Here is a 24,912-nt window from a genome sequence, read left to right as displayed (position 1 = left end):
CCTGCTGTGCACGCAGGCTTTTTTTTACGCCGTCTCCTCCGGAACAAACGCAAGGATGGCAATGCCGATCACAAATAATAGTATCAGGCTGAACACGGCGGCTGACGAATTCCCGGTCAGCTGGGCGGTTACGGCAATCAAAAGCGGCCCGATAATTGAAGCGAATTTGCCGAAAATATTATAAAAGCCGAAAAATTCATTGGCGTGCTGTTTGGGGACGAGCTTGGCAAAGTACGAGCGGCTCAGAGCCTGAATCCCGCCTTGAGAAGTGGCGACAAGCATAGCCAAAATCCAAAAATCAAAAGCGGAATCCATAAAATAAGCATACGTGCAGACAATCATATACACGCCGATTCCGGCGTAAAGCATCGTTTTCCCCTTAAACCGTTCGGCCAGTCTCCCGTACAAAATCGAAAAAGGGGCGGCGACGACCTGCGTGACAAATAAAACAATCAGCAGATTTGCAGCGCTGATGCCGAGGTCAGCCCCGTATGACGTCGACATCGTGATGATGGTGCCGACCCCGTCGATGTAGAAGAAATAAGCGAGCAGAAACAAAAACAGCGCCCGGTACTTCCTGATCTGCTTCAGCGTGCCGGCAAGCCGTTTAAAACTGCTGATCACAAGCCGAGGCTCTCTCTCGATATAATAGCGCTGGCGGACGCGGCGAAGGAGCGGGATCGTGAACAGCCCCCACCATGCGGCCGTAATCAAAAAGGCAATGCGGCCCGCAGCCTGGGCGGACAGCGGAATCACCTCCGCTTGTGCTGACAGGATGACGGCAATGCTGAGAAGAAAAGGGATCGTACTGCCGATATAGCCCAGCCCGAACCCCCTGGCGGACACCATGTTCATCCGCTCCTTTGCGGCCACATCTACGAGAAACGCATCATAAAACACATTAGACCCGGCAAAGCCGATCGTGGAAATCGTATAACAAATTAATAACAGCACCCAAGATTCACCGGGAATACAAGCCAGCGCGGCGGTGCCCGCCACACCGATCAGGAAAAAGAAAGCGAAAAACCGTTTCTTGCATCCTTTGTAGTCGGCAATCGTTCCTAAGACGGGGCCGAGCATCGCCAAAATAAAAGTCGCGGCGGCAATTGTATAGCCCAAATAAGCGGTGGAATCGGCCGCGCTGACGCCGTTTTCAGCCGCAGCCGCTTTAAAAAACAGGGGGAACACCGCCGTCATAATAATGACGGAATAAGCTGAATTGGCCCAATCATACAGCATCCAGCTGCTTTCTTCTTTCGAAAACCGTTTCATCACACACGCTCCTTCTCAAAAACCGGTTCTCTGCATTATATGCGCCTCTGTCACATAGTTGGACAATGATTTCTGAACGGAGTTTTCTGATTGACCTGGAGATATTGACCTAGTTCAAAAAGGATGTACAATCAAGGTGTAACAGGTAAATGGTCAGGTGGGAGGGAGACGGAATTGAAGATTGCGAAAGTCATTAATAATAATGTCGTCAGTGTGCTCAAGGAAGGCAATCAGGAATTGGTCATCATGGGCCGGGGCATTGCTTTTCAAAAGAAAACGGGAGACCCGGTAGATGAAGCCCTCATTGAGAAAGTGTTCACGCTCGATAACAAAGATGTATCCGAAAAGTTCAAAACCCTTTTGTATGAAATTCCGATCGAGTGTATGGAAGTATCCGAAGAGATTATCAGCTATGCGAAATTACAGCTCGGCAAAAAACTCAACGACAGCATCTATGTATCGCTGACCGACCATATTAACTTTGCCATTCAGCGCAATCAGAAAGGGCTCGATATCAAAAATGCCTTGCTGTGGGAAACAAAGCGGCTGTACAAAGACGAATTTGCCATCGGCAAAGAAGCGTTGGCCATGGTAAAAAACAAGACTGGCGTGTCTCTGCCGGAGGATGAAGCGGGCTTTATTGCGCTGCATATTGTAAATGCCGAGCTGAATGAAGAGATGCCCAATATCATCAACATTACAAAAGTCATGCAAGAGATTTTGAGTATCGTAAAATACCATTTTAAGATTGAATTCAACGAAGAATCGCTGCACTATTATCGATTTGTCACCCACTTAAAGTTTTTCGCACAGCGTCTTTTTAACGGCACACACATGGAAAGCCAGGACGATTTTTTACTGGAGACAGTGAAAGAAAAGTATCATCAGGCGTATAAATGCACGAAGAATATCCATACCTACATTGAGAAAGAGTATGGGCATAAGCTCACCAGTGACGAGCTGCTGTATTTAACGATTCACATAGAAAGGGTAGTCAAACAAGTATAATGAAAGCGTTTCCTCGTATTAATTGTTTCTTCCATTCATATATAGGATTGTTACGGATAAGCAGGCAAAACCTATCTGTCTGTGCTGATGGTAGTTTAGGTTTGTATTTTTTAACAGAAGGATTATCATTATTTCGACCGATGTTCCCTTTGAAAAGGATCATGTATGATCAATAAAGAAAGCGTGTTCAAAAAAGGGGGAATGCTAACATGAAACGAGTGTTGCTAATTCTTGTCACCGGATTGTTTATGAGTTTGTGTGGGATCACTTCTAGTGTTTCGGCTCAAACAGGCGGATCGTTTTTTGAACCTTTTAACAGCTATAACTCCGGGTTATGGCAAAAAGCTGATGGTTACTCAAATGGAGATATGTTTAACTGCACTTGGCGTGCGAATAACGTCTCTATGACGTCATCAGGTGAAATGCGTTTGGCGCTGACAAGTCCGTCTTATAACAAGTTTGACTGCGGGGAAAACCGCTCGGTTCAAACATATGGCTATGGACTTTATGAAGTCAGAATGAAACCGGCTAAAAACACAGGGATTGTTTCATCGTTCTTCACTTATACAGGTCCAACGGAGGGGACTCCTTGGGATGAGATTGATATCGAATTTTTGGGAAAAGACACAACAAAGGTTCAATTTAACTATTATACAAATGGCGCAGGAAACCATGAGAAGTTGGCGGATCTCGGATTTGATGCAGCCAATGCCTATCATACGTATGCGTTCGATTGGCAGCCAAACTCTATTAAATGGTATGTCGATGGGCAATTAAAACATACTGCGACAACCCAAATACCGGCAGCGCCGGGGAAAATCATGATGAATTTGTGGAATGGTACGGGTGTCGATGATTGGCTCGGTTCCTACAATGGCGTAAATCCGCTATACGCTCATTACGACTGGGTGCGCTATACAAAAAAATAATGTACAGAAAAGGATTTCCGCTGGGCGGAAATCCTTTTTTGATTAAAACGAAATAATCCCAATCAAAAGCGCCGCAATCGTCATTACAATCGTTGTCCCCACGGCCCATTTGATGGTGAATTTTTGATGGTCGCCAAAGCTGACGCCTGCCATTCCGACCAATAGATAGGTGGAAGGCACAAGCGGGCTGAGCAAATGCACCGGCTGCCCCAGCAAGGAGGCCCTTCCTATTTCAGCGGCGTCTATTCCGTAAGCGGAAGCGGCTTCGGCGATGATGGGAAGGACACCGAAGTAAAAGGCGTCATTCGACATGAAAAAGGTGAATGGCATGCTGACGATCGCAGTGATCAGCGGCAGGTGCGGGCCCATGGCATCAGGGATGAGTGAAACGAGGGAATGAGCCATCGCATCCACCATTTTTGTGCCGGAGAGAATGCCTGTGAATATGCCTGCCGCAAACACCATTGAGACAACGTTTAACGCATTACCCGCATGCGCCGAGATTCGTTTCTGCTGCTCTTTGACATTCGGATAGTTGACCATTAAGGCGATGGCGAACGCGGTCATAAAAAGAACAGGAAGCGGCAGCAGGCTGGTGATCAGTGCGGCCATCAGTGCGACAGTCAGCAGCAGGTTGAACCATTGAAGAGCGGGACGTTTGAGCGGCGCCGCCTCAGGCACGGAAGAGGGCGCGTGATCAATCGAAATGACGCCGATCCGCTTCCGCTCTTTCTTGCCGAGGATATAACTAACGGCGATCACCCAGAGAATGCCGGCGATCATAGCTGGAATCAGCGGCGTGAAGACCTCTGACGTGTCCAATTTCAAGGAAGCCAAAACCCTCGCAGTCGGCCCGCCCCAAGGAATAATATTCATGACCCCTGAACCGAGCATCGCTATTCCCGCTAACACCAAACGGTTCATGCCGAGCCGTTTGTATAAAGGCAGCATCGCCGCGATGGTAATCATATAGGTTGTTGTCCCATCTCCGTCCAGCGAAATGGTCATTGTCAGAACCGCTGTGCCTACGGCGATTTTTAACGGGTCTCCTTTGACAAGCGATAAAGATTTTGGCAATGAGGGGATCAAACAGGCCTGAGTCAATCATAATGCCGAAATACAGGATGGCGAATAACAGCATGATACCGGTAGGTGCGAGGTCTGTCACGCCCTGAATCATCATCTCCCCGAGATCTTTGCCGAATCCGCTGATCAGGGCAAACACAACAGGAACGACAATCAAAGCAATAAGAGCGGAAAGCCGGTTAGACATAATAAGATACATAAAGACAATCATCATCACAAAACCGAGTATGGCAAGCACGATATGACCTCCCCTGTTCAACAGCTATTTTGGTAAGCGCTTCCGCACTTTCTTTCTGTGAAGAAGGCTTATTTCAAATGTGTATGGCCGCATATTTATATGTAGACCTAAAATCCTAATCAGCAGATCAGCAGTTTATATGAAGAACGCCGCGGGTAAATGTGCTGTAGAATGTTTCGTTTGATAAGGGGGAATAGACATGAGTGAGGATCAAAACAAACGTGTAAATGAACACTCAAAGGACGAGCAGCTGGAGCAGTACCGGGCAGATAACAGCGGCAAAAAAATGACGACCAATCAGGGGCTTCGTGTGTCTGAGGATGAGCATTCTTTAAAAGCGGGTGTCCGCGGCCCCACGCTGATGGAGGATTTTCATTTTCGCGAAAAAATGACGCATTTTGACCACGAGCGGATTCCGGAGCGGGTCGTTCATGCGCGCGGGTACGGCGTTCATGGGCATTTTCAGGTGTACGAACCGATGACGGAATACACAAGGGCGAAATTTTTGCAGGACCCGTCTGTCAAAACGCCTGTCTTCGTTCGTTTTTCAACAGTGGCGGGCTCCAAGGGGTCAGCCGACACAGTCCGTGACGCCAGGGGATTTGCGACGAAGTTTTACACCGAAGAAGGGAATTACGACCTTGTCGGAAACAATATTCCGGTGTTCTTCATTCAGGACGCGATCAAGTTCCCGGATCTCGTTCACGCCTTAAAACCGGAACCGCACAATGAGATGCCTCAGGCTGCGACGGCTCATGATACGTTCTGGGATTTTGTCGCCAACAATCCTGAATCCGCGCACATGGTGATGTGGACGATGTCTGACCGCGGAATCCCGCGAAGCTACCGAATGATGGAGGGCTTCGGCGTACATACATTCCGTTTCGTCAATGAGAAAGGAAAGGCGCGTTTCGTGAAATTCCACTGGAAGCCGGTTCTCGGCGTTCATTCACTCGTATGGGATGAAGCGCAGAAAATTGCCGGGAAAGATCCCGATTTCAATCGCCGCGATCTGTGGGAAACCATTGAAAACGGCGGCAAGGTTGAATACGAGCTTGGCGTTCAGATGATTGATGAAGAAGATGAATTCAAGTTTGATTTTGATATTCTTGACCCGACCAAGCTGTGGCCGGAAGAGCTTGTGCCGGTGAAGATTATTGGAAAAATGACGCTGAACCGCAACCAGGATAATGTGTTTGCGGAAACAGAGCAGGTCGCATTCCACCCGGGAAATGTCGTGCCGGGCATTGATTTTACCAATGACCCGCTTTTACAGGGACGGCTTTTCTCTTATACAGACACACAGCTCATCCGTCTTGGCGGGCCGAATTTTCATGAGATTCCGATCAACCGGCCGGTCTGTCCGTTCCATAACAACCAATACGACGGCTACCACCGGATGACGATTAATAAGGGCCCTGTCGCCTATCATAAGAATTCTCTGCAGAATAATGATCCGTCGCCGGCCTCAGAAGAAGAAGGCGGATACGTTCATTATCAGGAAAAAGTAGAAGGCAGAAAAATCCGCCAGCGCAGTGAGAGCTTCAATGACTATTTTTCTCAGGCCAAGATGTTCTGGAACAGCATGTCTCCCGCCGAAAAGGAACATATCATTTCCGCGTTCTGTTTTGAGGTAGGGAAAGTAAACAGCAAGGATGTGCAGCAGCAGGTGGTGAATGTCTTCAGTCACGTCGACGCCGAGCTTGCCGAGCGCGTTGCGAAGGGAATCGGAGTGAACCCGCCGCCGAAGGATCGTGAATCTGATGAAACCTTCACTTCCCCGGCCTTAAGTCAGGAAAACACGGTGAAAACAGCAGCCACAAGACAGGTCGCGGTTTTGGCCGATCACGGGTTTGCGGACGAGGAAGTCAAACAATTGCTTGCCGTATGCAAAGAGGCGGGAGTCAGAGCCGATATCATCAGCCCTGCACTTGGAACCGTCAAGGGAGAAAACGGTACGGAGCTGGAAGCGTCAGCCACTTTCCTGACAGCGGATTCCGTCCTGTATGATGCTGTTTTCATTCCGGGCGGGCAACGAAGCACAGACAGTCTCAAAGCCCGAAAAGCGGCTAAAGACTTCGTCAGTGAAGCCTTCAGTCATTACAAAGCGATCGGTGCCTCCGGAGAAGGAAAAGAACTTCTCACCCTCGCCGCCGGAACCGAAAGCGGCCCCGGCCTTGTTCCGGACGGAAACCATGAACAATTTCTGAAGGCCGTAGCCGAGCATCGGCATTGGGACAGAAACATATAAAGATAGTAAAAAGTACCCTGCTAAGGGTACTTTTTTAGTTTTTTAGAATGGAATAATTATTTTAAGTGTGATATTCTGGAATATAATAAAAATTTTAGGGGGGATAAGTATTATGATTGTGGGAACTTTTATTAACGGATATAAGTCATATGCAAAATCAATTTTTGCACCTATAGCAAATAACAATGAGCAAAAGTATGCTGTCTATATTGGTGCAAATGGTGTAGGCAAAAGTGGAATTTTGGAGTCACTTGATGTTTTCTTTAATGGACGAGATTGGAATGCAACAAGAGGATCTAGGAGAGAGGATCGGTATATAACCCCTGTATTTTTTATTGAAAGGAATAAATTTGAAGAATTTATTATTAATTCAAATCGATACAGCAGGTCTGAGATAGATGGAAATAAAAAAACTTTAGAGGATATAAATATTATAAGCAACAAATTCTGGAGCGGTATACAAGATTGGTTAAAAGGAGCTGCTAGAAGGGAATACATTGAAAATTTTTACGAGTTTATTGAATACCTAACAACTAACTATTCTGAACAAGAATACTATATACTTCCCTCAGGCGTGAAATTTAATGGAAAGCCAACACTTGCTCCTTTCGAGAGCTACTTTGAAAAAATATTAGGAAATAAAGAATACATAAAAAAAATAGAAAAGATAAGGAAATTAATAAAAGAACACTATGCTTATGTTTATATTCCTGTGGAACAAAGTGCTAACGAAATTTTGAAAATTGAAGATAAACAAATGCAAACTTTAATGAACAAAGATATCTTACTAGAAATTGATAAGGTACTGACAAGTAGGTATGAAATAGAAGGGAAAAATAAAAGTTTCTTAAACTTTATAAATGATTATCTTAATAAATTTATGGAAGATATAAATAATTCTATAAAAGCGATTGATAATCAATATAATTACAGTCCCGAAGCAAATAGTAAGAGAAATTTAACAGTAACAGATATAAGAGAAAAAGTTATTGAAGCTTACTTTTCAAAAAGACCATTAAGGTACAAAAATAGAGAAGTCCAAAAACTAAGTTCTGGTGAGCAGAGAAAGGCATTAATAGACATTGCATATGCATTTCTTTCAAATGTGAAAGAAATGGATAGAGAATTAATTCTGGCTATTGATGAACCAGAAGTGTCTATGAATGTTGTTAATTGTTTTCCGCAGTTCGAGAGGTTAGAAAGACTTTCGAAAGATTTTAATAGACAAGTCATGATAACGACCCATTGGTATGGATCTCTGCCCATCACCAATAGCGGTCATTTACTTCATGTGAGTAAAGAAATAGAAGGAAGTGTTTCGATTTCAGATTTTAGTTTTTTTGATTATTTAGATGAAAGAAGAAGATTTCCGGATGATATAGCATTAAAAAGTATGTTTGATTTAGCAACTAGCATTATTAGTTACTCAAAATCTATGAAAAATACTAATTGGATTATATGCGAAGGAAGTACAGATAAATTATACCTTGAAGAATTATTAAAAGATGCGGGGAATTTTAAAATTTTACCTGTTGGTGGATGTTCTAATGTGATTAAATTATATGGTTTATTGAGTTATCCTTTATCCGATAAAACTACAGCCCAAGCAATGAGTGGAAAAATTCTTTGTATGATTGATACTGATCGAGTAAAGATCAATGTTTCAAAAGCAACTGAAAGTTATGGAAAAGTGGATTTGAGAAGGTTACAAACATTAAAAAGTAATAATATCGAATCAGTTAGACTTTTAGAACCGTGGAAACAAGGTCAGTATTATGAACAAACAGTTATCGAAGATTGTTTAGATCCAAAGACTTTTTATGAAACTATTAAAGAAATTATAAATGCAAATGCAAATGAAGATATACAAAAGTTATTTACATTATATAGTTTTAATCCAAACATTAAATTTTCAAGAATTGATGGAACAGCTTCATTACTTATTCCAACAAATTATGAAGCTGGAAGTGAAAAGGAAAAATTAATTCAATTTTTAGCGGATAAAAAAATAAAAACAAAAGTTGCAAAACTCTATAATGAGAAAATTAAGATTACTCCGCCTGATAATAACTCATTAGCTGAGTTGATTATGGATTATTTTGGTATGTCCAATCCCTTAAAACCTAAAAAGAATGAAGTCTTAATATAAATATGATAAAGTAATAAAAAAAATAATAGCGGAGCAAAGCACATGAATCAAAAACAACTCGAAGAATATTACCGGCGTGACGAAAACATGATGATTTTGGTGTTTGCCCAATGGTGCGTCAATCATGACCTTGATCCGATGGCGATTTACAGCAGGGCTTATCCCGGACAGCCTTTAAACGAAGAGCTGCGAAAAACGGCTGAAGAGCTTGTCGTGCCGAAGGAGGAATCTGAGTCGATTCCTGATCAAACCGTTATCGGCGTTTTGGAGATGTTCGGCAACTCCGATCTGGCGGAAGCCGTTTATGAAGCCATTGCGCAAAGACCTTCACGGTAAAAGAGGCGTGGATTTTCCATGTCTCTTTTTTTGATGGAGAAAATGTGAGAAATGGCCCAGAAACAATTTCCTGATCTGCGCTGTCTATAGAGTGTAACCCGTTTTCAAAAAGGGAACGGTAAATAAAAAGGAGGAGTTGTGATGAAAAAGACATTCAAAATGATGGCGGCTGTGCTTTTGGCAGTGCTGACAGCCGCGCCGTTCGGAGGATTTGCGGCTTCAGCCGAGGCCGCGCAAACCGCAAAGCCCGTTGTCAAAAGCCATACGTATAAGCAAGTGAAGCAGCTGACGTACCCCGAGGTCACAAATACGGGAAACGCATCTTTTGAAAAGAAAATCAATCAGGACTTCAAACGTTATATTGACCATTCATATCAAGAATATGTGAAAAACAAAAAAGACGGTGAGAAACAAGGCTACAAAGCGGAATACCAAACAGATTTCAAGGTGAAGTATAATCAAGACGGCAAGCTCAGCATTCAGACGGAGAACTACAGTTACACAGGCGGCGCACACGGGATGACATCCGTACAGACCTTTAATTATGATCTGGCCGCAAAAAAACAGGTCGCACTCAGTGATGTGCTGAATACGAAAACGAAGGTAAACAAAACGAGAGACTATCTGTACGGCTACATCAAGAAACATGACGATCTGTTCGACCAAGACGTCAAAAAACAGGAGATCACCCTGAATAACGAAAGACCTTTCTTCTTTACGAAAAACGGCATTGCCGTTGTGTTCGGACAATATGATCTTGGACCATACGCGGCGGGAATCCGGGACGTTTCCGTACCTGCATCCGTCTATCAATAAAAAAAGCGATATCTCTCCAAAACGGAGCGGTATCGCTTTTTTCGTTTACCAGACAAACAATCCGACAATCGCCGCACTCAATAAGGAAACGGCAATTCCGCTGACAAGCAGCTTCCAGACGTTTTTCCCGATGATGGCTGACTTTTCACCATCAAGCAGAGATTGATACGATCCGTAGATCATACCGATGGTGCTGAAGTTTGCGAATGATGTCAGGAATGTCGTCGCAACGGCAATCGTGTGCGGCGGCAGTGAATGCAGCTGCCCCTTCAGATCGGCCATGGCCACAAACTCGTTCGTTGCGAGCTTGATGCCCATCAGCTGTGCGACATACATCGCGTCATGTCCGGTTAATCCGAGAAGAAAGGCAAACGGACTGAAGATGTAAGAGAAAATCTTTTGAATGGTCAAACCGTGCATGAACAGTCCGAGCACGCCGTTTAACGCGGCCGTTAACGCCACATACCCGATGACCATCGCTAAAATCACAATGACCATGTTCATGCCGACGAGCATACTGTTCGAAATCGTGGAGAAGAAGTCTTTTTTCTCCGCTTTTGAAGGGACGTAAATAATATCGTCCTCTTTAGAAACGTCCACAGGATTCAGCATATTTGCGATTAGAAGAGCGTTTAAGCAATTCAGCGGGATCGCTGTGAATACATAAGTGGACGGGACCATCGACAAGTACGATCCGATGATCGAACCGCTGATGCTGCTCATACTCATCAGCCCGAATGTCAGAAGCCGATTGTTGTTGACGACGGCAAGCTGCTGGCGGATGACGGCTAAAGCTTCCGTATTTCCTAAAAACATCATCTGAATGGAGAAAAAGCTCTCCAGCTTCGGCAGACGGGATATTTTAGAAATCAGCCAGCCGATTTTATCAATGAGCCACGGCAGAATACCGAAATACGACAGCATATCAAAGAAGGTCACAACGAAGATAATCGGCAGCAGCGCGCTGAAGAAAAAATCAACCGTCGGATTCGCCATGACAGACGGAAAGGCAAATGCAATCCCTTGACTGGCGCAGGAAATCAGCCATGTAAAGAATGCGCCGATCTTCCCGATGACAAAGCCGCCGACTTTTGTCCCTAACATAAACCAAGTAATCAGAAACTCAAAGACGAGGAGCATGACAATCGGACGCCATTTAATCTTCTTCTTGTTGGGAGAACATAAGAAAACAACAGCCATGACAACAATGAGACCGACAATGTTCAATAAAAAGTACATGTGAGCAACTCCTATAAGGGTATTATGGAAATAAAAAAAGCTCTTATTCGTCACAAATTCCTGAAAGTCAGAAAGTGTGATAAATAAGAGCCAAAAGAAAAGAATAGACAGCGTCATATGCTTTTCACTCGTTCAAATTTATGCAAACTTCCTTGTAGTCTAGTCTTTTACGGCACTAGGTAGAAACAATCAGACCATATTACTGATCATATACAAGAATAACGATATTACATGAGATAGCAGTATTTTATCGTTTCAATTTTTGAAAATCAACCTTTTTGGATATTTTCAAAATAATAAATTTATATTATAAATAAAGAAAATAAAGGATATGTAAAAGTAATTGGATTTTAATGGTATAAAGTGCACGCAGAAACAGTTCGGTTCATTGTAAGAACGGGACGCAGCTGATAAAATGGATCTGAGGGCACAGCCTTCAAAAGACGGCAGAAAAGGGGTCATCTTCATGATCATCCAGTTCATTCGTTACAGATAATGAGAGGTATAGATAAATAGGTTAAACCTTCCAATTTGGTGAGGTTTATTTGTCTATGCCTTTTTCATTTCATCAGAATAACGAATGAATGAGGTGTTTTTTTTGACGTCTATGAAAAGAAAACGCGCGGAATTACTGAATGCATGCCAGTCCGTATTCAGGTGTCCGCTATGCCGCACGGCCATGGCGGTTTCGCAATATCAAAGCCTGATATGCGGACATGGGCATACATTTGATATATCAAAACAAGGCTATGTGAATTTCCTCAATAAATCGGTCAAAACCCGCTATGACAGGCAGCTGTTCGAAGCGAGACACGAGCTTTTTGAGAGGCGGGAGTTTTTTTCGCCGGTTCAAAAAGAGATCGCCGTCATCATCAGCCGTATTCAATCTCCGCGAAAACAGGCGGCGGTATTGGATGCGGGATGCGGAGAGGGCTCCCATTTAGACGCTGTATGCAGATTGCTGCAGCCCGCTTTTTCCGTGACGGGAATCGGCATTGATATCTCGAAAGAAGGTGTGCTGCAAGCTGCAAAAGCCTTCGGGGATCATAATATTTTTGCCGTCGCTGATGTGGCGGATACGCCGTTTGCCGACAGCAGTTTTGATGTGATTCTGTCTGTTTTGTCACCTTGGAATTACAAGGAATGCAGCAGGCTTTTAAGAAAGGGCGGCACAGTCATTAAAGCGGTGCCGCGGCGCGATTACTTGAAAGAAGTAAGGGAATTCTTCTTCGGAGACAGTCCTGAACGGAATGATACCGCTGAGTCTGCGGCCGTCCGTTTCCAAACCGGCTTTCAAGCCTTTGAGCGCAAGCGGCTGTGTTACACGAAGACCTTATCGCAGCCTGATCTTGAGCTGCTTGTGAAAATGACGCCCTTAACATGGAAATGTTCTGATGAAAGCATTCAGCGCTTTATCAGCCGGAAAGCGGCTGATATTACGATAGATATCGATATTTTAATCGGAACCGATCCGCTGTAAAACGAAAAAGACACGCTGTAAGCGTGTCTTTTTTTTATTTCCAGACTTCATCGGCAATGTCGACGACATGGCGCAGTTTCGCCCATTGCTGTTCTTCTGTGATCAGATTTCCTTCCTCAGTCGAAGCGAACCCGCATTGCGGGCTGAGGCAAAGCTGATCCAGGCTGACATATTGAGAAGCTTCTTCAATCCGGCGTTTAACCGCATCCTTGTCTTCGAGTTCGCCGTGTTTCGACGTAATCAAACCGAGCACAAGCTGAAGATCAGAGCGTTTGACATAACGAAGCGGTTCAAAGCCGCCGGAGCGGGAATCATCATATTCCAAGAACAATCCGTCAAGGTCAAGTCCGTCAAAAATCGTTTCCGCCGCCGCATCATATCCGCCTTCAGCCGTCCATGTGGACTGGAAGTTGCCGCGGCAGATATGCATCGTAACCTTCAGATCGGCAGGACGATCTTTGATGGCGTCATTAATGGAAGCGGCGAACAGCCTGCGCAGCTCATCCGGCGTCGTGCCGAAAGCTTCAATCTGACGAAGCCCCGCCTCCGATAAGAAAACGGCCCATGCGGTATCATCGAGCTGAAGATAGCGGCACCCGGCGTCATAGAAAGCCTGAATCGCTTTTTTATACGCCTGTGATACATCATGCTGAAATTGTTGGTAATCGTTCTGATACGCCGCTTTTTCCAATTTTCCGCGGAAAAACAGCATATTCGGGCTTGGGATGGTCATTTTTGGCACAGCATCGCCGGCAATGCTGTGCAGGAATTTATAATCTTCAAGTATCGGATGCTGAGAAAAATCAATATCTCCCGTTACTTTAATGCCGCGCGCTTTCGTCTGTACGTTGTGGAACTGAATGCCGCTCTCAGGCGTAAACGCTTCGACGCCGTCTAAGTTTTCGAGAAAATCGAAATGCCACCAGGCACGGCGGAATTCGCCGTCTGTCACGACATTGAGGCCGGTTTCTTTTTGCTTTTCCACACTGCGGATGATTTCTTTGTTTTCGATTTCGCGCAGCTGTTCTGCCGAAATCTCATCAGCCGCTCTTTGCAGACGGGCTTGCTTCACAGCCGCCGGCCGCAGCAGGCTTCCGACCTGATCCGCGCGAAACGGCGGGTTTTTTCTTAGAAGAGTGTGCAATGGTTGCTCTGTGTTTTGCTGTGACATGAACGATTCCTTCTTTCCTGATGAAATATAAAAAAGCTCTTCCCTCGGATAGGGAAGAGCTTGCGTCCGCAAATCTCAACCTTATCTTCAGGATTTAGCACCATTCTGCTGAACAGCGGTTGCCGGGTATCATAGGGCCAGTCCCTCCACCTCTCTTGATAAGGAAATATGCTATTTTTCAGAATAAACTGTAATACTATTAATCTTAGTATGTTTTCTCGAATTGTCAATATATTTCGATAAATATTTTTATTTGTCACCCTCAAATAGAACCATATCAATCACAATTGCGATTGCGAGACAAAGAACGATATCCTCTTCATTTTCAATCTGCAGATGATAGGAATCGCCCCAGCTCATCCATGTTTTACTGACGGTCATCCGGCTTGATTTTCCGTCTGTCACTTGAAAATTCCGTCCCCACACGTCGCCGGTAATATCCCAGCCGAGGCCGGAAATTTCAAATTTCGGTTTGAAAAACGTTACTTTCTTGATGACTTGGCATACAGGTTTGCCGCTTACGGAAATCTCGTAACGGGGAACGAGCGACATCAGTTTCTGACTGACGCTGGCGAGTGTGCGTCCGTCCAAATCAGTCAGCTTCAGTTCATCGCCGAACGAAAACAACTTTCCCTCCGCATTGAAGACTTCTTTTCCGCTTTCAAGAAACACTTGAAACCGATTCTTAAATGTAAACACCCGCTCTTTGATATAAAAATGATTCATAAAAAAACTCCTTTTTTATGTTGTACGTAAAAAGGAGGCGGATGGTTTCATATAGGCAGGTGCATAAAAAAAGGCTGCCGATTTTGCGGCAGCTGTCGTTTTTTATGATAGCGGCATCCGGCGTTTTTGACGGATCGCATTTAAATCAATGATGTTATTCGTGTCGGCAGCTGTCACCAGCGGGCTTGTCTTTGGCGTTTTCCGGCGGTTGTCCTTACTGAAAGAGAAAACCAGGTATCCTGTCAAAGCAGCAAAAATAAGTAGCATCATTTTACATACCTCCCAAAAAAAGTTTTGGTATTATTATTGTACGAAAAAACAAACGAAAAGTATTCAAACAATTGTCACTTTTTTAAAAAATAACGACATTTTCCGTAAAAACGACTATAAGTTGCAAGGGATTTCACTCATGTTGTGGTTCTATAGATTGTATCGGCTGCTGAATGATTAACGTTTATATCACTTTTTTACTATTTTTTAACAGAGTCGAATTAACTAATTCAGTGTTTTCGTTTGCCTTGTGTTATTCAGTACCCTAAAAAATCCTATGATATGCAAAATAACTGCTTCTAACAGATGATTATAGATTGACAGCGCTTTCTTTATTTTTTGTAAGAAAACGATAAGTTATCTTAAAAAAATCGTTTGAACATTTTCCGCAGCTTTTTAAAAGGATTTGATTTCGTTTCCAAAACGCGCGGGTCTTTTAAGGTTTTTTTCAATTCTTTCGCTACAGTGCCTCTTGCCATAGTCTTCACTCCTTTTTTCCATTTCATACCTTATATACGGAAAGAAAGAAGGAAAGGTTTCACGTGAAAGAAAAAAACCAAAGCAGGGGGCTTTGGTTTTACGCGCGTTCTTCAAACAGCCTGGCGATTTCAACAATAACGTTTACCGCTTTTTCCATATGATCGACAGAAATGTATTCATATTTTCCGTGGAAGTTTTGGCCGCCGGTGAAGATGTTCGGCGTCGGCAGTCCCATGTAAGAGAGCTGTGATCCGTCGGTTCCGCCCCGGATCGGTTCGATAATCGGTTCGATGTCGAGGTTTTTCATGGCTTGATATGCGACGTCGACGATCTCTTTGACCGGTTCGATTTTTTCTCTCATATTGTAGTATTGATCATGCAATTCAAGCTTGATGCTTTCTTTGCCGTATTTGGCCGTAAGCGCGTCGGCGGTTTTCTGCATATATTCTTTTCGTTCTGTAAAGCGCTCTCTGTCAAAATCTCTGATGATATACGACAGGGCGGCTTCAGAAACGTCGCCGTTCATGGAAAGCAAGTGATAGAAGCCTTCATATCCTTCCGTATATTCCGGCGCTTCTTCTTTCGGCAGCGCGTGATGAAATTCCATCGCGATTTTTGAAGCGTTTACCATTTTGTTTTTTGCCGTTCCGGGGTGAACGCTTTTTCCGTAACAAGTAAGCTTAGCTGCGGCTGCGTTGAAGCTTTCATATTGCAGTTCGCCGAGGGGGCCTCCGTCTATCGTGTAAGCGAATGCGGCGTTGAAGCGGCCGACATCAAATTTGTGAGGGCCTCTGCCGATTTCTTCATCAGGCGTGAAGGCGACCCGGATCGTGCCGTGTTTGATGTCAGGGTGTTTGATCAAGTACGCCATTGCTGTCATGATTTCGGCGATGCCCGCTTTGTTGTCGGCTCCGAGCAGCGTCGTGCCGTCCGTTGTGATCAGCGTCTGGCCTTTATAGCGGGAAAGCTCCGGGAATTGTTCAGGCGAAAGGACGACATTGAGTTTGTCATTCAGAACGATATCATGTCCGTCATAGCTCTCAATAATCTGAGGATTCACATTTTTTCCGGTAAAATCAGTTGCGGTATCCACGTGAGCCAGAAAACCGACAGTCGGCACGTCTTTATCCGTATTAGCCGGAAGAGTCGCCATCACGTACCCATTGTCATCGACTGTGATTTCTGTCATGCCGATCGACTTTAATTCATCCGCCAGCATGTTGGCCAAAGTCAGCTGTCCGGGGGTTGAAGGGCAGTTTTCATTGTTTTCGTCAGACTGTGTATCGACTTTTACATAAGAGGTAAAGCGTTCAATGATTTCATTTTTCATACCGTCATCTCCTTTGTCTTATCTTACCATGTGCGGGGGAGGGATTTCTATTTCGCCACCCGTTTTGAATCGAAGGCTCTGTTTTTTACGCGAATGAAAACAAATTATGAAGAAACGATGACTAAACGATTAAACTTTTTGGAAATGGATGATTGAGGAAGAAAAAAACTATATAATATGGACAGTTCATTCAATAGGGGAGGCTTTCTTCATGGCGATTTTAGTGACAGGCGGAGCGGGTTATATCGGAAGCCATACATGTGTCGAGCTGTTAAACAGCGGCTATGAGATCGTGGTTCTGGATAATCTGTCAAATAGTTCACCGGAAGCATTGGAGCGGGTAAAAGACATTACCGGAAAAGGGCTTGTGTTTTATGAAGCGGATCTTCTGGACCGTGACGCCGTTCAACGGGTATTTGCTGAAAATGAGATTGAAGCCGTCATTCATTTTGCGGGATTAAAAGCGGTCGGTGAGTCTGTGGCTGTTCCGCTCCGTTATTATCATAATAATCTGACGGGAACGTTTATTTTATGTGAAGTCATGCAGGCATACGGTATAAAAAAAATCGTCTTCAGTTCATCAGCGACGGTTTACGGCGTTCCGGAAACAACGCCGATCACAGAGGATTTTCCGTTAAGCGCGACCAATCCTTACGGGCAGACAAAGCTGATGCTGGAACAGATTTTGCGCGATCTGCATAAGGCGGACCCTGAATGGAGCATTGCGCTTCTCCGTTACTTTAATCCGTTCGGCGCGCATCCGAGCGGCCGGATCGGGGAAGACCCGAACGGCATCCCGAATAATTTAATGCCGTACGTCGCCCAAGTCGCTGTCGGCAAGCTTGAGCAATTGCAGGTGTTCGGCAATGATTATCCGACGAAGGACGGCACAGGCGTGCGGGATTACATCCATGTCGTTGACCTTGCCGAGGGCCACGTCAGAGCGCTTGAAAAGGTGCTGGACACAACGGGCGCCGATGCCTATAATCTCGGCACGGGAAGAGGCTACAGCGTTCTTGAGATGGTCAAGGCGTTTGAAAAAGTATCGGGAAAAGCAGTGCCGTATCGTTTTGCCGCCCGGCGCCCGGGAGACATCGCCGCATGCTTCGCCGACCCGGCAAAAGCGAAGGCTGAACTGGGCTGGGAAGCAAAGCGCGGTCTTGAAGAAATGTGCGCCGACTCTTGGAAGTGGCAATCCTCCAATGTGAACGGATATCAAAAGGTGTAAAAAGAAAGAGACCTTCAAATGGTGAAGGTCTCTTTTGTTATGATCATTATTTAACTTTTACTTCAACATCGTTGCTGAATTTTATTTTCCAAGTGCCTTTAGCGTATGCGTTTTTATCAACTTCAAAGGCTTTCACTCCAGTGACCTTAATGTTCGGGTTCAGGTCACTTAAAATTTTACTGTTGTTCACTTTTGTTTCCGTTGCATAAGTCGATGAAGCGTCAATATCCGGATCATAGGAAGTTCCTTTAGAATCTACTAATTTCACGCTCGGAATGGAGAAAGAGCTTAACGGCTTGTTTGAAACATTTTTAACTGTATATTGGACAGCGACGATAACGCCTCCGTCAGATGCTTTTTTCTCGACAAATTCAGATCCTACTGAATCTCTTTTTTCCACCTTCGTAACAGTAACTTCAGTTTTTTCAGTCTTAACAGTGTCACCGATGTTATACAGCTTTTCCTTGGATTCCGCAGCTTTTGAAGACGCAGTTTTAGATGATGAAGACCCGCCTCCGCCGCCGATGTTTACGAGAATGATAATAACCACTACTGCCAAAAGCAATGTGATGATTTTATGTCTCATAAAAAAGTTTCTCTGATCTTTACCGCAGTTTGGACATTTTTTAACGCCTTTAGCGATTTCTTTGCCGCATGCCTTACAAGACACTAAGTTGCCTGCCATAATATTTCCTCCTATGTAAACTATTTCTTGAAAACTATATACTATAATGCCTGTAAAATATCCTTCAGTCAATACAATTTTGAGAAAAACAGTATTTTAATGATTTTTTAGTCATGTATTTTTAGGTCCTTTTTTAGTGTCGGCAGAACGGTCAAATTTTTCATAGGTTTATGGAAAAAAGAGAGGTTGAACATGCTCGCGATTTCCCGTATAATCTTGAAAGAAATACAAAAACTGAACATAAAAAACAGTGGTTTTCTAGGGTTCCGCAATGCTGAATTGGTCTGGACCGAGAGAAAACACACAGCAGGTTTTTGCTGTGACACGGTGGGATAAAAGCCCGGGAGTTTCTGCTCTTTTGATGAAGAGTGCTCTCCCCGGGCTTTTTTGATTTTATAAAAAGGGAGTGTCTGGGATGAAAAAAAGATTGCTGGATGTGCTGATGCTGATCATTGGGGCTTTTATCTTTGCATTGGCTGTTAATTTATTCGCCATTCCGAATGATCTTGGAGAGGGCGGGGTAACGGGAATTACCTTGATCTTGTACTATGTGTTTGAATGGTCGCCAGGGGTGACGAATATCATTTTGAACGGAATTTTATTGATCATCGGATATAAATTTTTAGACGGAAAAACAACGCTTTATACGATCATTACGGTTGTCGCCAACTCGCTGTTTCTGCATCTGACGCATGATTGGCACTCGCCGTCACATGAACTCATTATTAATACTATTTTTGCGGGTGTGTTTGCCGGTGTCGGAATCGGGATCATTATTCGAGTCGGAGGCACGACGGCGGGATCTGCTATTTTGGCGAGGATTGCGAATAAATATCTCGATTGGAATATCAGCTATGCGCTTTTGTTCTTTGATCTGATTGTCGTCTTCAGTTCTTATTTCATCATCGGCGCGGAAAAAATGATGTTTACCATTGTCATGCTTTACATCGGAACGAAGGTGATGGACTTTATCATTGAAGGTCTGAATACGAAAAAAGCGGTGACGATTATATCTGAGCATAAGCACGAAATCGCTGAACAGGTCAACACGCTTATGGACAGAGGGGTGACGCTGCTGTCGGGTAAAGGAAATTACACAGGGCAGTCAAAAGAAATTTTATATATCGTCATCCAGAAGCAAGAGCTCTCCATGCTCAAGAAAATTATTAAAAGCTGTGATACAAAGGCGTTTGTCATTGTTCATGATGTGCGTGACGTGTTTGGAGAAGGCTTCGTCGATATCTCTAAATAAAAAAGATCCCTCTGCTGGTGCAGAGGGTTTTTTCATATCCGGCAGAAGCGATTCGTTTCCCGGGAAATAGCCGGAAAGCTGTTTCGTAAAACTCAGTGGATACAATCCGCCGGACGTTTTATACTGAAAATATGATAGAGCGATAGAGAGGAGCGCATATGAACCCGATATTGGCAATTTACCCGAGGGCTGTGTTGTCTGATACGTGCTGTACGGCGGAGGATGTCTTTTGTTTTTATGATGAGAAGAGGCGGGTCTATGTCGCCATTCCGAAGGAGGATATCACCCAGAAGGAGAAACTGCTTCTGAATTCGTTTTTGACACCCGCTGAAGAGAAGGGCGTTTTTTTCCCGGAGACAGCGGCGGCAAAGAGGTGGCGGCGTTTTCTGCTGGAAGAGGGCCTGGTGCCTGAAGTCAAGGAGCCTCGTATCCGTTTTATCCATTATGATTTATTAGGAGAAAGGGATTGGGGGGCATTTACGGAAGCGCTTCGCCATTTCTGGCCGGTTCCGTATACAGTTGTCCGGACGGGAAGGGATCAGGGCGTGATTGTAGAGGAAGAAAAGCTTGAAGCGCCTGATCAGGATGATATCGCATCTTTTGTAAAGGTTCTTGAAGCCGATTTTTATTTCAGTGTCCGTTTTTTCATCGGAAGGTATTACGGCGCCGGAGAACGTCTGCGCCATCATTATCGGAGAGAACAGCAATATTTTCAGAATGGCAGGCGCCATCTCCCGCAGCTGAGCACGATGACCGCGGAAACGGTATTTCCGGCAATGCTCACGGAAGAAAGCAGGGAAAAGCTTTCCGCATTGCTTCAGGAAGAGGCGGCGTTGCTGTTTCAGAAAGAACCGGAGCTGAAGCATACGATTCAGGCTTTTATTGAACATAACTCGAACATGTCGCTCACATCGAAAAAACTGCATTTGCACCGCAACAGTCTTCAATATCGGATTGATAAATTTGCGGAACGCTCGGGGATTGATATTAAAACATATCGGGGCGCTCTGCTGGCTTATTTTATTTGCCTGCAGTATGAAAAGTCACATTAAATGGGAAATATGCACGAAGGCAGCGGACTTTTTTTATGTACATTGCCCATACACGCCGCCGCCGTGCGCTGTTACAATCCTATTTAAGAAAGCGTTTTCAAGAAAAGGGGGATATGACATGGCGGAACTTCGGCTGGAGCATATTTATAAGTATTACGATCAAAAAGAAGCGGCTGTCGATGATTTTAACCTTCATATTAAAGATAAAGAGTTTATCGTGTTTGTCGGTCCGTCGGGGTGCGGAAAGTCGACAACACTGCGGATGGTTGCCGGGCTGGAGGACATCACGAAAGGCAATTTTTACATCGGTGATACGAGAGTGAATGACATCGCTCCTAAAGACAGGGATATCGCCATGGTGTTTCAAAACTATGCGTTATATCCGCATATGACAGTCTATGATAATATTGCTTTTGGTCTGAAGCTGAGAAAAATGCCGAAACCGGAGATTAAAAAACGGGTCGAAGAAGCAGCGAAAATGCTGGGGCTCACAGAGTATCTGCACCGCAAGCCGAAGGCGCTCTCCGGCGGACAGCGGCAGCGGGTTGCTTTGGGACGGGCGATTGTCAGGGACGCCAAAGTATTCCTGATGGATGAGCCGCTGTCAAATCTGGACGCAAAGCTTCGGGTACAGATGAGGGCTGAAATTATTAAGCTCCATCAAAGGCTGCAAACAACCACAATCTATGTGACGCACGACCAAACCGAAGCGCTGACGATGGCGACACGCATTGTGGTCATGAAGGACGGAAAGATTCAGCAGATCGGCACACCGAAAGAAGTCTATGAACATCCGGAAAACGTATTTGTCGGAGGGTTTATCGGCTCCCCCGCGATGAACTTTTTTAAAGGAAGGCTGACAGACGGCGCCATTCAGATCGGTTCAGCCGCTCTCAGCGTGCCGGAGGGAAAAATGAAAATGCTCCGGGAAAAAGGCTATGCCGGCAAAGATGTCATCTTCGGAATCCGTCCGGAAGACATCCATGACGAGCTGATTGTGGTAGAATCCTATAAGAATTCATCCATCACAGCTAAAATCAATGTCGCGGAATTGCTTGGGTCAGAAATTATGGTTTATTCCCGGATCGGGGATCAGGATTTCATCGCCAGGATTGACGCCCGCCATGACATTCACGCCGGTGAGGAATTGACTGTCGCTTTCGACATGAATAAAGCCCACTTCTTTGACAGTGAAACAGAAATCAGAATCCGCTCATAACACAAAGCCGGACAGCTGGATGTCCGGCTTTTTTGATGTAACAATTTTATCAGCATAACCGATATAAAAAGTAAATATAAGACAGAAAGCAGGAAAACCATGAAACGCATCATCATGTGCATGTGCCTTTTGGCTGCCGTGTTTACGCTTGCCGCCTGCTCGGGGCATGAGGCAAGTACCGAACAGAGTATTCCGAAGGCGGAAGAGCACCACGAAAAAAAGTCCGTACATCCGCAAATAAAAAAAGAGCCGGATACGTCGGCATGGGTTAAAACGAAAGGAACGGCGAGACTGCCGATTCTGATGTACCACAGCATTTCTGAGGGGAACAGCCTGCGTGTGCCGAAGGAAGAATTCCGGCAGCATATGAAATGGCTTCATGATCACGGCTATTATACGATGACTCCGGAAGAAGCCTATCTGATGTTGACGGAGGATAGAGAGCCGCGTGAAAAATGCGTTCTGATCACATTTGATGACGGCTATACCGACAATGTAAAAGAGGCGTATCCGATTTTAAAGAAATATAAAATGAAAGCGACTATCTTTATGATCGGAAATTTTATCGGACATAGAAATCATCTGACTGAGAAGCAGATGAAGGAGATGGCCGCACACGGCATTTCCATTCAAAGCCATACGATGAACCATCTTGAGTTGAACGGACTCACACCGGAACAGCAGCGCCGTGAAATGGCGGACTCCAAGCATTTATTTGATCGAATGTTCGGGCAGCGGACGTCTGTGCTCAGCTATCCTGTCGGACGGTATAATAAGGAAACATTAAAAGCCGCCGCTGCATCAGGCTACCGTATGGCGGTCACGACGGAACCGGGTGCGGCATCAAGAGATCAGGGCCTTTACGGGCTTCACCGTGTACGTGTGTCGCCTGGTATGTCCGGCGCGGCATTCGGCTCTTATATTCAAAATGTGATGAACTAACAGAGCCTCCGCATATGGCGGAGGCTTTTTTCCGTTTAATAGAATTGATGAAGCAATAGAAGGGTGACGCTCACGGTAATCGCCCCGCCGATTCTGGTGGACACTTGGGCAAACGGCATAAGCTCAAGCCGTTCGGCGGCGCTTAAGATCGCGACATCGCCGGTACCGCCCTGTCCGGAATGGCAGGCGTTAATAATCGCCGTCTCAATCGGGTACAGGTTCAGCCATTTTCCTGTCAGGAAACCGACGGCCATCATCGTGACGACGATTGATAAAATGGTAATGATGTTGCTGATAGTAAACGCTGCAATGAGCTTGTCCCATGGTGTCATTGAAACGCCGATCGCAAATAGGAGCGGATAGGTCACGGCTGTCGAGAAAAAACGCGAGACGCCGAAGGCTCCGTTTTCAATCGAGGCCGGCGCCAGCCTGAACAGCTTAATAAGCACGGCAAGGACGAGCATCACGACAGGAGCCGGAAGCTGAAAGAAATCATGCGCCAGCATGCCGACCAAATATAAAGAAACAGCTAAAATGCCTCCGGAAGCGAAAAAGGACAAATCAAACGTTTTGTCATTGGCCGGCTGTTCCAATGCCGGAGCGTTCTGATCAGACTTATCAACCTTCCCGTTGCCCGTCCATTCCGGTTTGCTTTTACCGATGACATTCAGCAGGCCCGATAACATAATGGCGCAAAGGCTTCCGAGCATGATGGACGGCAGCACAAGCGCAAAGGCTTCCCCCTGGGACATCGGCATAATATCGGAGTAGCCGATGGATAAAGGAATCGCGCCTTCACCGACACCTCCAGCCATAATCGGGACGACAATATAAAGCAGCGTGTGCTGAAAGCCGAGGCCGAGCAGGGTCCCGACGCATAAGCCGACGATGGCGGCTGCGATCGAGCCGGCGATAAGCGGAATAAAAATCTTGACGAAAGCCTTAACGAGCGTCTCTCTTTTCATCCCGAGAATACTGCCGACGACGATACCGGCAATAAATAGATAGAGAAAGTTAGAGCTTTCCGTGAATTCTGTTGTTGAAGTGATAATGTCTTTCGGAAGCAGGTGGTAGTAGACGACAGCGGACGGAATAAAGGTTGCGAGGATCGCAGGGCCGCCGATGGAACGCACGATCGGAATGGATTTTCCGATCTGGCCGAAGGTAAATCCGAAAAAACTCATGACGGCAATCGATGTCAGGATGTCGCTTTTTACATCGCGGCTCATGACAAACACCGTAATAAGCAAGAACAGCAGGATATAGATAGGAAGTGGAATAATGCCGATTCTTATATTCATTGCTCTGGCAAACCAGTTATCAGTCCGTTCCTGTTTTTGGAATGATTCCGTTTGCAAATTTGGTTGAAGTTCTCCCATGCTTGTTCCCCCAGTCGTTATGTAGTGAAAAATATCCCCATTTAAAGTATACTAAAAAATTTAAATTGTTCATATATTATGAATTTACTAGAAGATATACTTTTTCTTCGTTTTCTTTCTCAAAAAGGCGATCTGACGGGCTTTTTCACTGCATAAAGAATTTTGTTCGCCACACGAATAAAAAAGAGGTACGATATCAAAGGGACAAATATCCTAGATGCTGACATAAATTCTCTATAAATTCGACAATAATCGGTCACAATTTCAGCCTATTTTTAGGTATATTGATCTTTTTTTTTAGGCCGAATCGTTGTAAAGTAATGATATTGAATCATTTCTATGACAGCCGCTGACCCCAGGGTGTACAGGCTGAT

Annotated in this window: 20 protein-coding genes, 1 pseudogene and 3 riboswitches; of the genes and pseudogenes, 12 read left to right on the top strand and 9 right to left on the bottom strand. The window is 44.9% G+C overall.

Going from position 1 to position 24,912, the window contains the following annotated elements:
* Positions 1-24 precede the first annotated feature (24 nt).
* Entirely contained in the window at positions 25-1,275 is a 1,251-nt protein-coding gene (locus tag BAMF_RS39485; RefSeq protein WP_088030659.1) for an MFS transporter, read from the bottom strand.
* A 171-nt stretch (positions 1,276-1,446) separates the two neighbouring features.
* Here BAMF_RS39485 and licT point away from each other — a divergent pair, with 171 nt between their 5' ends.
* Both licT and bglS read left to right on the top strand, forming a co-directional pair.
* The gene (gene licT, locus BAMF_RS39480; RefSeq protein WP_013354108.1) at positions 1,447-2,280 is read left to right on the top strand and encodes a BglG family transcription antiterminator LicT; all 834 of its coding nucleotides are present in this window, start codon (positions 1,447-1,449) and stop codon (positions 2,278-2,280) included.
* 209 nt (positions 2,281-2,489) lie between these two features.
* Complete coding sequence (gene bglS / locus BAMF_RS39475) at positions 2,490-3,209, top strand: beta-glucanase (protein ID WP_013354107.1); 720 nt, start codon at positions 2,490-2,492, stop codon at positions 3,207-3,209.
* 42 nt (positions 3,210-3,251) lie between these two features.
* On the opposite strand, the pseudogene citH reads toward bglS, so the two are convergent.
* A pseudogene (citH, locus tag BAMF_RS39470) lies at positions 3,252-4,533 on the bottom strand (citrate transporter CitH).
* Between the two features lie 199 nt (positions 4,534-4,732).
* Here citH and BAMF_RS39465 point away from each other — a divergent pair.
* The 4 genes from BAMF_RS39465 to BAMF_RS39450 all read left to right on the top strand — a co-directional run bounded on the left by BAMF_RS39465 (position 4,733) and on the right by BAMF_RS39450 (position 10,085).
* Positions 4,733-6,784 carry a catalase gene (locus BAMF_RS39465; RefSeq protein ID WP_013354105.1) on the top strand — a complete coding sequence of 684 codons (2,052 nt, stop codon included), beginning with the start codon at positions 4,733-4,735 and terminating at the stop codon, positions 6,782-6,784.
* A gap of 112 nt (positions 6,785-6,896) precedes the next feature.
* Positions 6,897-8,933, top strand: coding sequence for an AAA family ATPase (locus BAMF_RS39460; protein ID WP_013354104.1), 2,037 nt, complete (start codon positions 6,897-6,899; stop codon positions 8,931-8,933).
* 42 nt (positions 8,934-8,975) lie between these two features.
* The gene (locus tag BAMF_RS39455) at positions 8,976-9,269 is read left to right on the top strand and encodes a hypothetical protein (RefSeq protein WP_013354103.1); all 294 of its coding nucleotides are present in this window, start codon (positions 8,976-8,978) and stop codon (positions 9,267-9,269) included.
* Between the two features lie 141 nt (positions 9,270-9,410).
* Positions 9,411-10,085, top strand: a complete 675-nt coding sequence (locus BAMF_RS39450) for a DUF3298 and DUF4163 domain-containing protein (RefSeq protein ID WP_013354102.1) — start codon at positions 9,411-9,413, stop codon at positions 10,083-10,085.
* A 45-nt stretch (positions 10,086-10,130) separates the two neighbouring features.
* Here BAMF_RS39450 and BAMF_RS39445 read toward each other — a convergent pair whose 3' ends face one another.
* Complete coding sequence (locus BAMF_RS39445) at positions 10,131-11,324, bottom strand: NupC/NupG family nucleoside CNT transporter (RefSeq protein WP_013354101.1); 1,194 nt, start codon at positions 11,322-11,324, stop codon at positions 10,131-10,133.
* A gap of 135 nt (positions 11,325-11,459) precedes the next feature.
* A riboswitch (purine riboswitch) is annotated at positions 11,460-11,560 on the bottom strand.
* Positions 11,561-11,922: 362 nt separating this feature from the next.
* On the opposite strand from BAMF_RS39445, the gene BAMF_RS39440 reads away from it, so the two are divergent.
* The gene (locus tag BAMF_RS39440; RefSeq protein ID WP_013354100.1) at positions 11,923-12,804 is read left to right on the top strand and encodes a methyltransferase domain-containing protein; all 882 of its coding nucleotides are present in this window, start codon (positions 11,923-11,925) and stop codon (positions 12,802-12,804) included.
* 34 nt (positions 12,805-12,838) lie between these two features.
* Here BAMF_RS39440 and BAMF_RS39435 read toward each other — a convergent pair whose 3' ends face one another.
* The 4 genes from BAMF_RS39435 to pepT all read right to left on the bottom strand — a co-directional run bounded on the left by BAMF_RS39435 (position 12,839) and on the right by pepT (position 16,781).
* Positions 12,839-13,975 (bottom strand): 5-methyltetrahydropteroyltriglutamate--homocysteine S-methyltransferase, encoded by a 1,137-nt coding sequence (locus tag BAMF_RS39435; RefSeq protein ID WP_013354099.1) that lies wholly within the window; start codon positions 13,973-13,975, stop codon positions 12,839-12,841.
* Between the two features lie 78 nt (positions 13,976-14,053).
* Positions 14,054-14,140, bottom strand: a riboswitch (SAM riboswitch).
* Between the two features lie 84 nt (positions 14,141-14,224).
* On the bottom strand, positions 14,225-14,701 hold the full coding sequence (locus tag BAMF_RS39430; protein WP_013354098.1) for an LURP-one-related/scramblase family protein: 477 nt from the start codon (positions 14,699-14,701) through the stop codon (positions 14,225-14,227).
* Between the two features lie 102 nt (positions 14,702-14,803).
* Positions 14,804-14,971 (bottom strand): hypothetical protein, encoded by a 168-nt coding sequence (locus BAMF_RS41605; RefSeq protein ID WP_003150808.1) that lies wholly within the window; start codon positions 14,969-14,971, stop codon positions 14,804-14,806.
* 577 nt (positions 14,972-15,548) lie between these two features.
* Positions 15,549-16,781 (bottom strand): peptidase T, encoded by a 1,233-nt coding sequence (gene pepT, locus BAMF_RS39425; protein WP_013354097.1) that lies wholly within the window; start codon positions 16,779-16,781, stop codon positions 15,549-15,551.
* Positions 16,782-16,992: 211 nt separating this feature from the next.
* Here pepT and galE point away from each other — a divergent pair, with 211 nt between their 5' ends.
* The gene (gene galE, locus BAMF_RS39420; protein WP_013354096.1) at positions 16,993-18,009 is read left to right on the top strand and encodes a UDP-glucose 4-epimerase GalE; all 1,017 of its coding nucleotides are present in this window, start codon (positions 16,993-16,995) and stop codon (positions 18,007-18,009) included.
* Positions 18,010-18,055: 46 nt separating this feature from the next.
* On the opposite strand, the gene BAMF_RS39415 is transcribed toward galE, so the two are convergent.
* Positions 18,056-18,595: a DUF4352 domain-containing protein gene (locus BAMF_RS39415; RefSeq protein ID WP_127721200.1), complete on the bottom strand. Its 540-nt coding sequence runs from the start codon at positions 18,593-18,595 to the stop codon at positions 18,056-18,058.
* 346 nt (positions 18,596-18,941) lie between these two features.
* Positions 18,942-19,043: riboswitch (guanidine-I (ykkC/yxkD leader) on the top strand.
* Positions 19,044-19,109: 66 nt separating this feature from the next.
* Between BAMF_RS39415 and BAMF_RS39410 the strand changes: the two genes are divergently transcribed.
* The 4 genes from BAMF_RS39410 to BAMF_RS39395 all read left to right on the top strand — a co-directional run bounded on the left by BAMF_RS39410 (position 19,110) and on the right by BAMF_RS39395 (position 23,159).
* Positions 19,110-19,946 carry a YitT family protein gene (locus BAMF_RS39410; RefSeq protein WP_003150818.1) on the top strand — a complete coding sequence of 279 codons (837 nt, stop codon included), beginning with the start codon at positions 19,110-19,112 and terminating at the stop codon, positions 19,944-19,946.
* 158 nt (positions 19,947-20,104) lie between these two features.
* Positions 20,105-20,998: a PucR family transcriptional regulator gene (locus tag BAMF_RS39405; RefSeq protein ID WP_013354094.1), complete on the top strand. Its 894-nt coding sequence runs from the start codon at positions 20,105-20,107 to the stop codon at positions 20,996-20,998.
* 118 nt (positions 20,999-21,116) lie between these two features.
* Positions 21,117-22,217 (top strand): ABC transporter ATP-binding protein, encoded by a 1,101-nt coding sequence (locus BAMF_RS39400; protein ID WP_013354093.1) that lies wholly within the window; start codon positions 21,117-21,119, stop codon positions 22,215-22,217.
* A gap of 99 nt (positions 22,218-22,316) precedes the next feature.
* Positions 22,317-23,159: a polysaccharide deacetylase family protein gene (locus tag BAMF_RS39395; protein WP_013354092.1), complete on the top strand. Its 843-nt coding sequence runs from the start codon at positions 22,317-22,319 to the stop codon at positions 23,157-23,159.
* A 35-nt stretch (positions 23,160-23,194) separates the two neighbouring features.
* On the opposite strand, the gene cimH is transcribed toward BAMF_RS39395, so the two are convergent.
* Positions 23,195-24,538, bottom strand: coding sequence for a citrate/malate transporter CimH (gene cimH, locus BAMF_RS39390; protein WP_013354091.1), 1,344 nt, complete (start codon positions 24,536-24,538; stop codon positions 23,195-23,197).
* Positions 24,539-24,912: the final 374 nt, after the last annotated feature.

The organism is Bacillus amyloliquefaciens DSM 7 = ATCC 23350, from assembly GCF_000196735.1.
Lineage (GTDB): Bacteria > Bacillota > Bacilli > Bacillales > Bacillaceae > Bacillus > Bacillus amyloliquefaciens.
The sequence above is the reverse complement of the archived record's forward strand: the minus strand, read 5'-3'. Positions and strand labels throughout refer to the sequence as shown.

Excerpts from the sequence above, each read along its gene's own strand:
- bglS (WP_013354107.1), top strand. The coding sequence starts at position 2,490 with ATGAAACGAGTGTTGCTAATTCTTGTCACCGGATTGTTTATGAGTTTG.
- BAMF_RS39465 (WP_013354105.1), top strand. The coding sequence starts at position 4,733 with ATGAGTGAGGATCAAAACAAACGTGTAAATGAACACTCAAAGGACGAG.
- BAMF_RS39460 (WP_013354104.1), top strand. The coding sequence starts at position 6,897 with ATGATTGTGGGAACTTTTATTAACGGATATAAGTCATATGCAAAATCA.
- BAMF_RS39455 (WP_013354103.1), top strand. The coding sequence starts at position 8,976 with ATGAATCAAAAACAACTCGAAGAATATTACCGGCGTGACGAAAACATG.
- BAMF_RS39450 (WP_013354102.1), top strand. The coding sequence starts at position 9,411 with ATGAAAAAGACATTCAAAATGATGGCGGCTGTGCTTTTGGCAGTGCTG.
- BAMF_RS39445 (WP_013354101.1), bottom strand. The coding sequence starts at position 11,324 with ATGTACTTTTTATTGAACATTGTCGGTCTCATTGTTGTCATGGCTGTT.
- BAMF_RS39435 (WP_013354099.1), bottom strand. The coding sequence starts at position 13,975 with ATGTCACAGCAAAACACAGAGCAACCATTGCACACTCTTCTAAGAAAA.
- BAMF_RS39430 (WP_013354098.1), bottom strand. The coding sequence starts at position 14,701 with ATGAATCATTTTTATATCAAAGAGCGGGTGTTTACATTTAAGAATCGG.
- BAMF_RS41605 (WP_003150808.1), bottom strand. The coding sequence starts at position 14,971 with ATGATGCTACTTATTTTTGCTGCTTTGACAGGATACCTGGTTTTCTCT.
- pepT (WP_013354097.1), bottom strand. The coding sequence starts at position 16,781 with ATGAAAAATGAAATCATTGAACGCTTTACCTCTTATGTAAAAGTCGAT.
- galE (WP_013354096.1), top strand. The coding sequence starts at position 16,993 with ATGGCGATTTTAGTGACAGGCGGAGCGGGTTATATCGGAAGCCATACA.
- BAMF_RS39415 (WP_127721200.1), bottom strand. The coding sequence starts at position 18,595 with ATGAGACATAAAATCATCACATTGCTTTTGGCAGTAGTGGTTATTATC.
- BAMF_RS39410 (WP_003150818.1), top strand. The coding sequence starts at position 19,110 with ATGAAAAAAAGATTGCTGGATGTGCTGATGCTGATCATTGGGGCTTTT.
- BAMF_RS39405 (WP_013354094.1), top strand. The coding sequence starts at position 20,105 with ATGAACCCGATATTGGCAATTTACCCGAGGGCTGTGTTGTCTGATACG.
- BAMF_RS39400 (WP_013354093.1), top strand. The coding sequence starts at position 21,117 with ATGGCGGAACTTCGGCTGGAGCATATTTATAAGTATTACGATCAAAAA.
- BAMF_RS39395 (WP_013354092.1), top strand. The coding sequence starts at position 22,317 with ATGAAACGCATCATCATGTGCATGTGCCTTTTGGCTGCCGTGTTTACG.
- cimH (WP_013354091.1), bottom strand. The coding sequence starts at position 24,538 with ATGGGAGAACTTCAACCAAATTTGCAAACGGAATCATTCCAAAAACAG.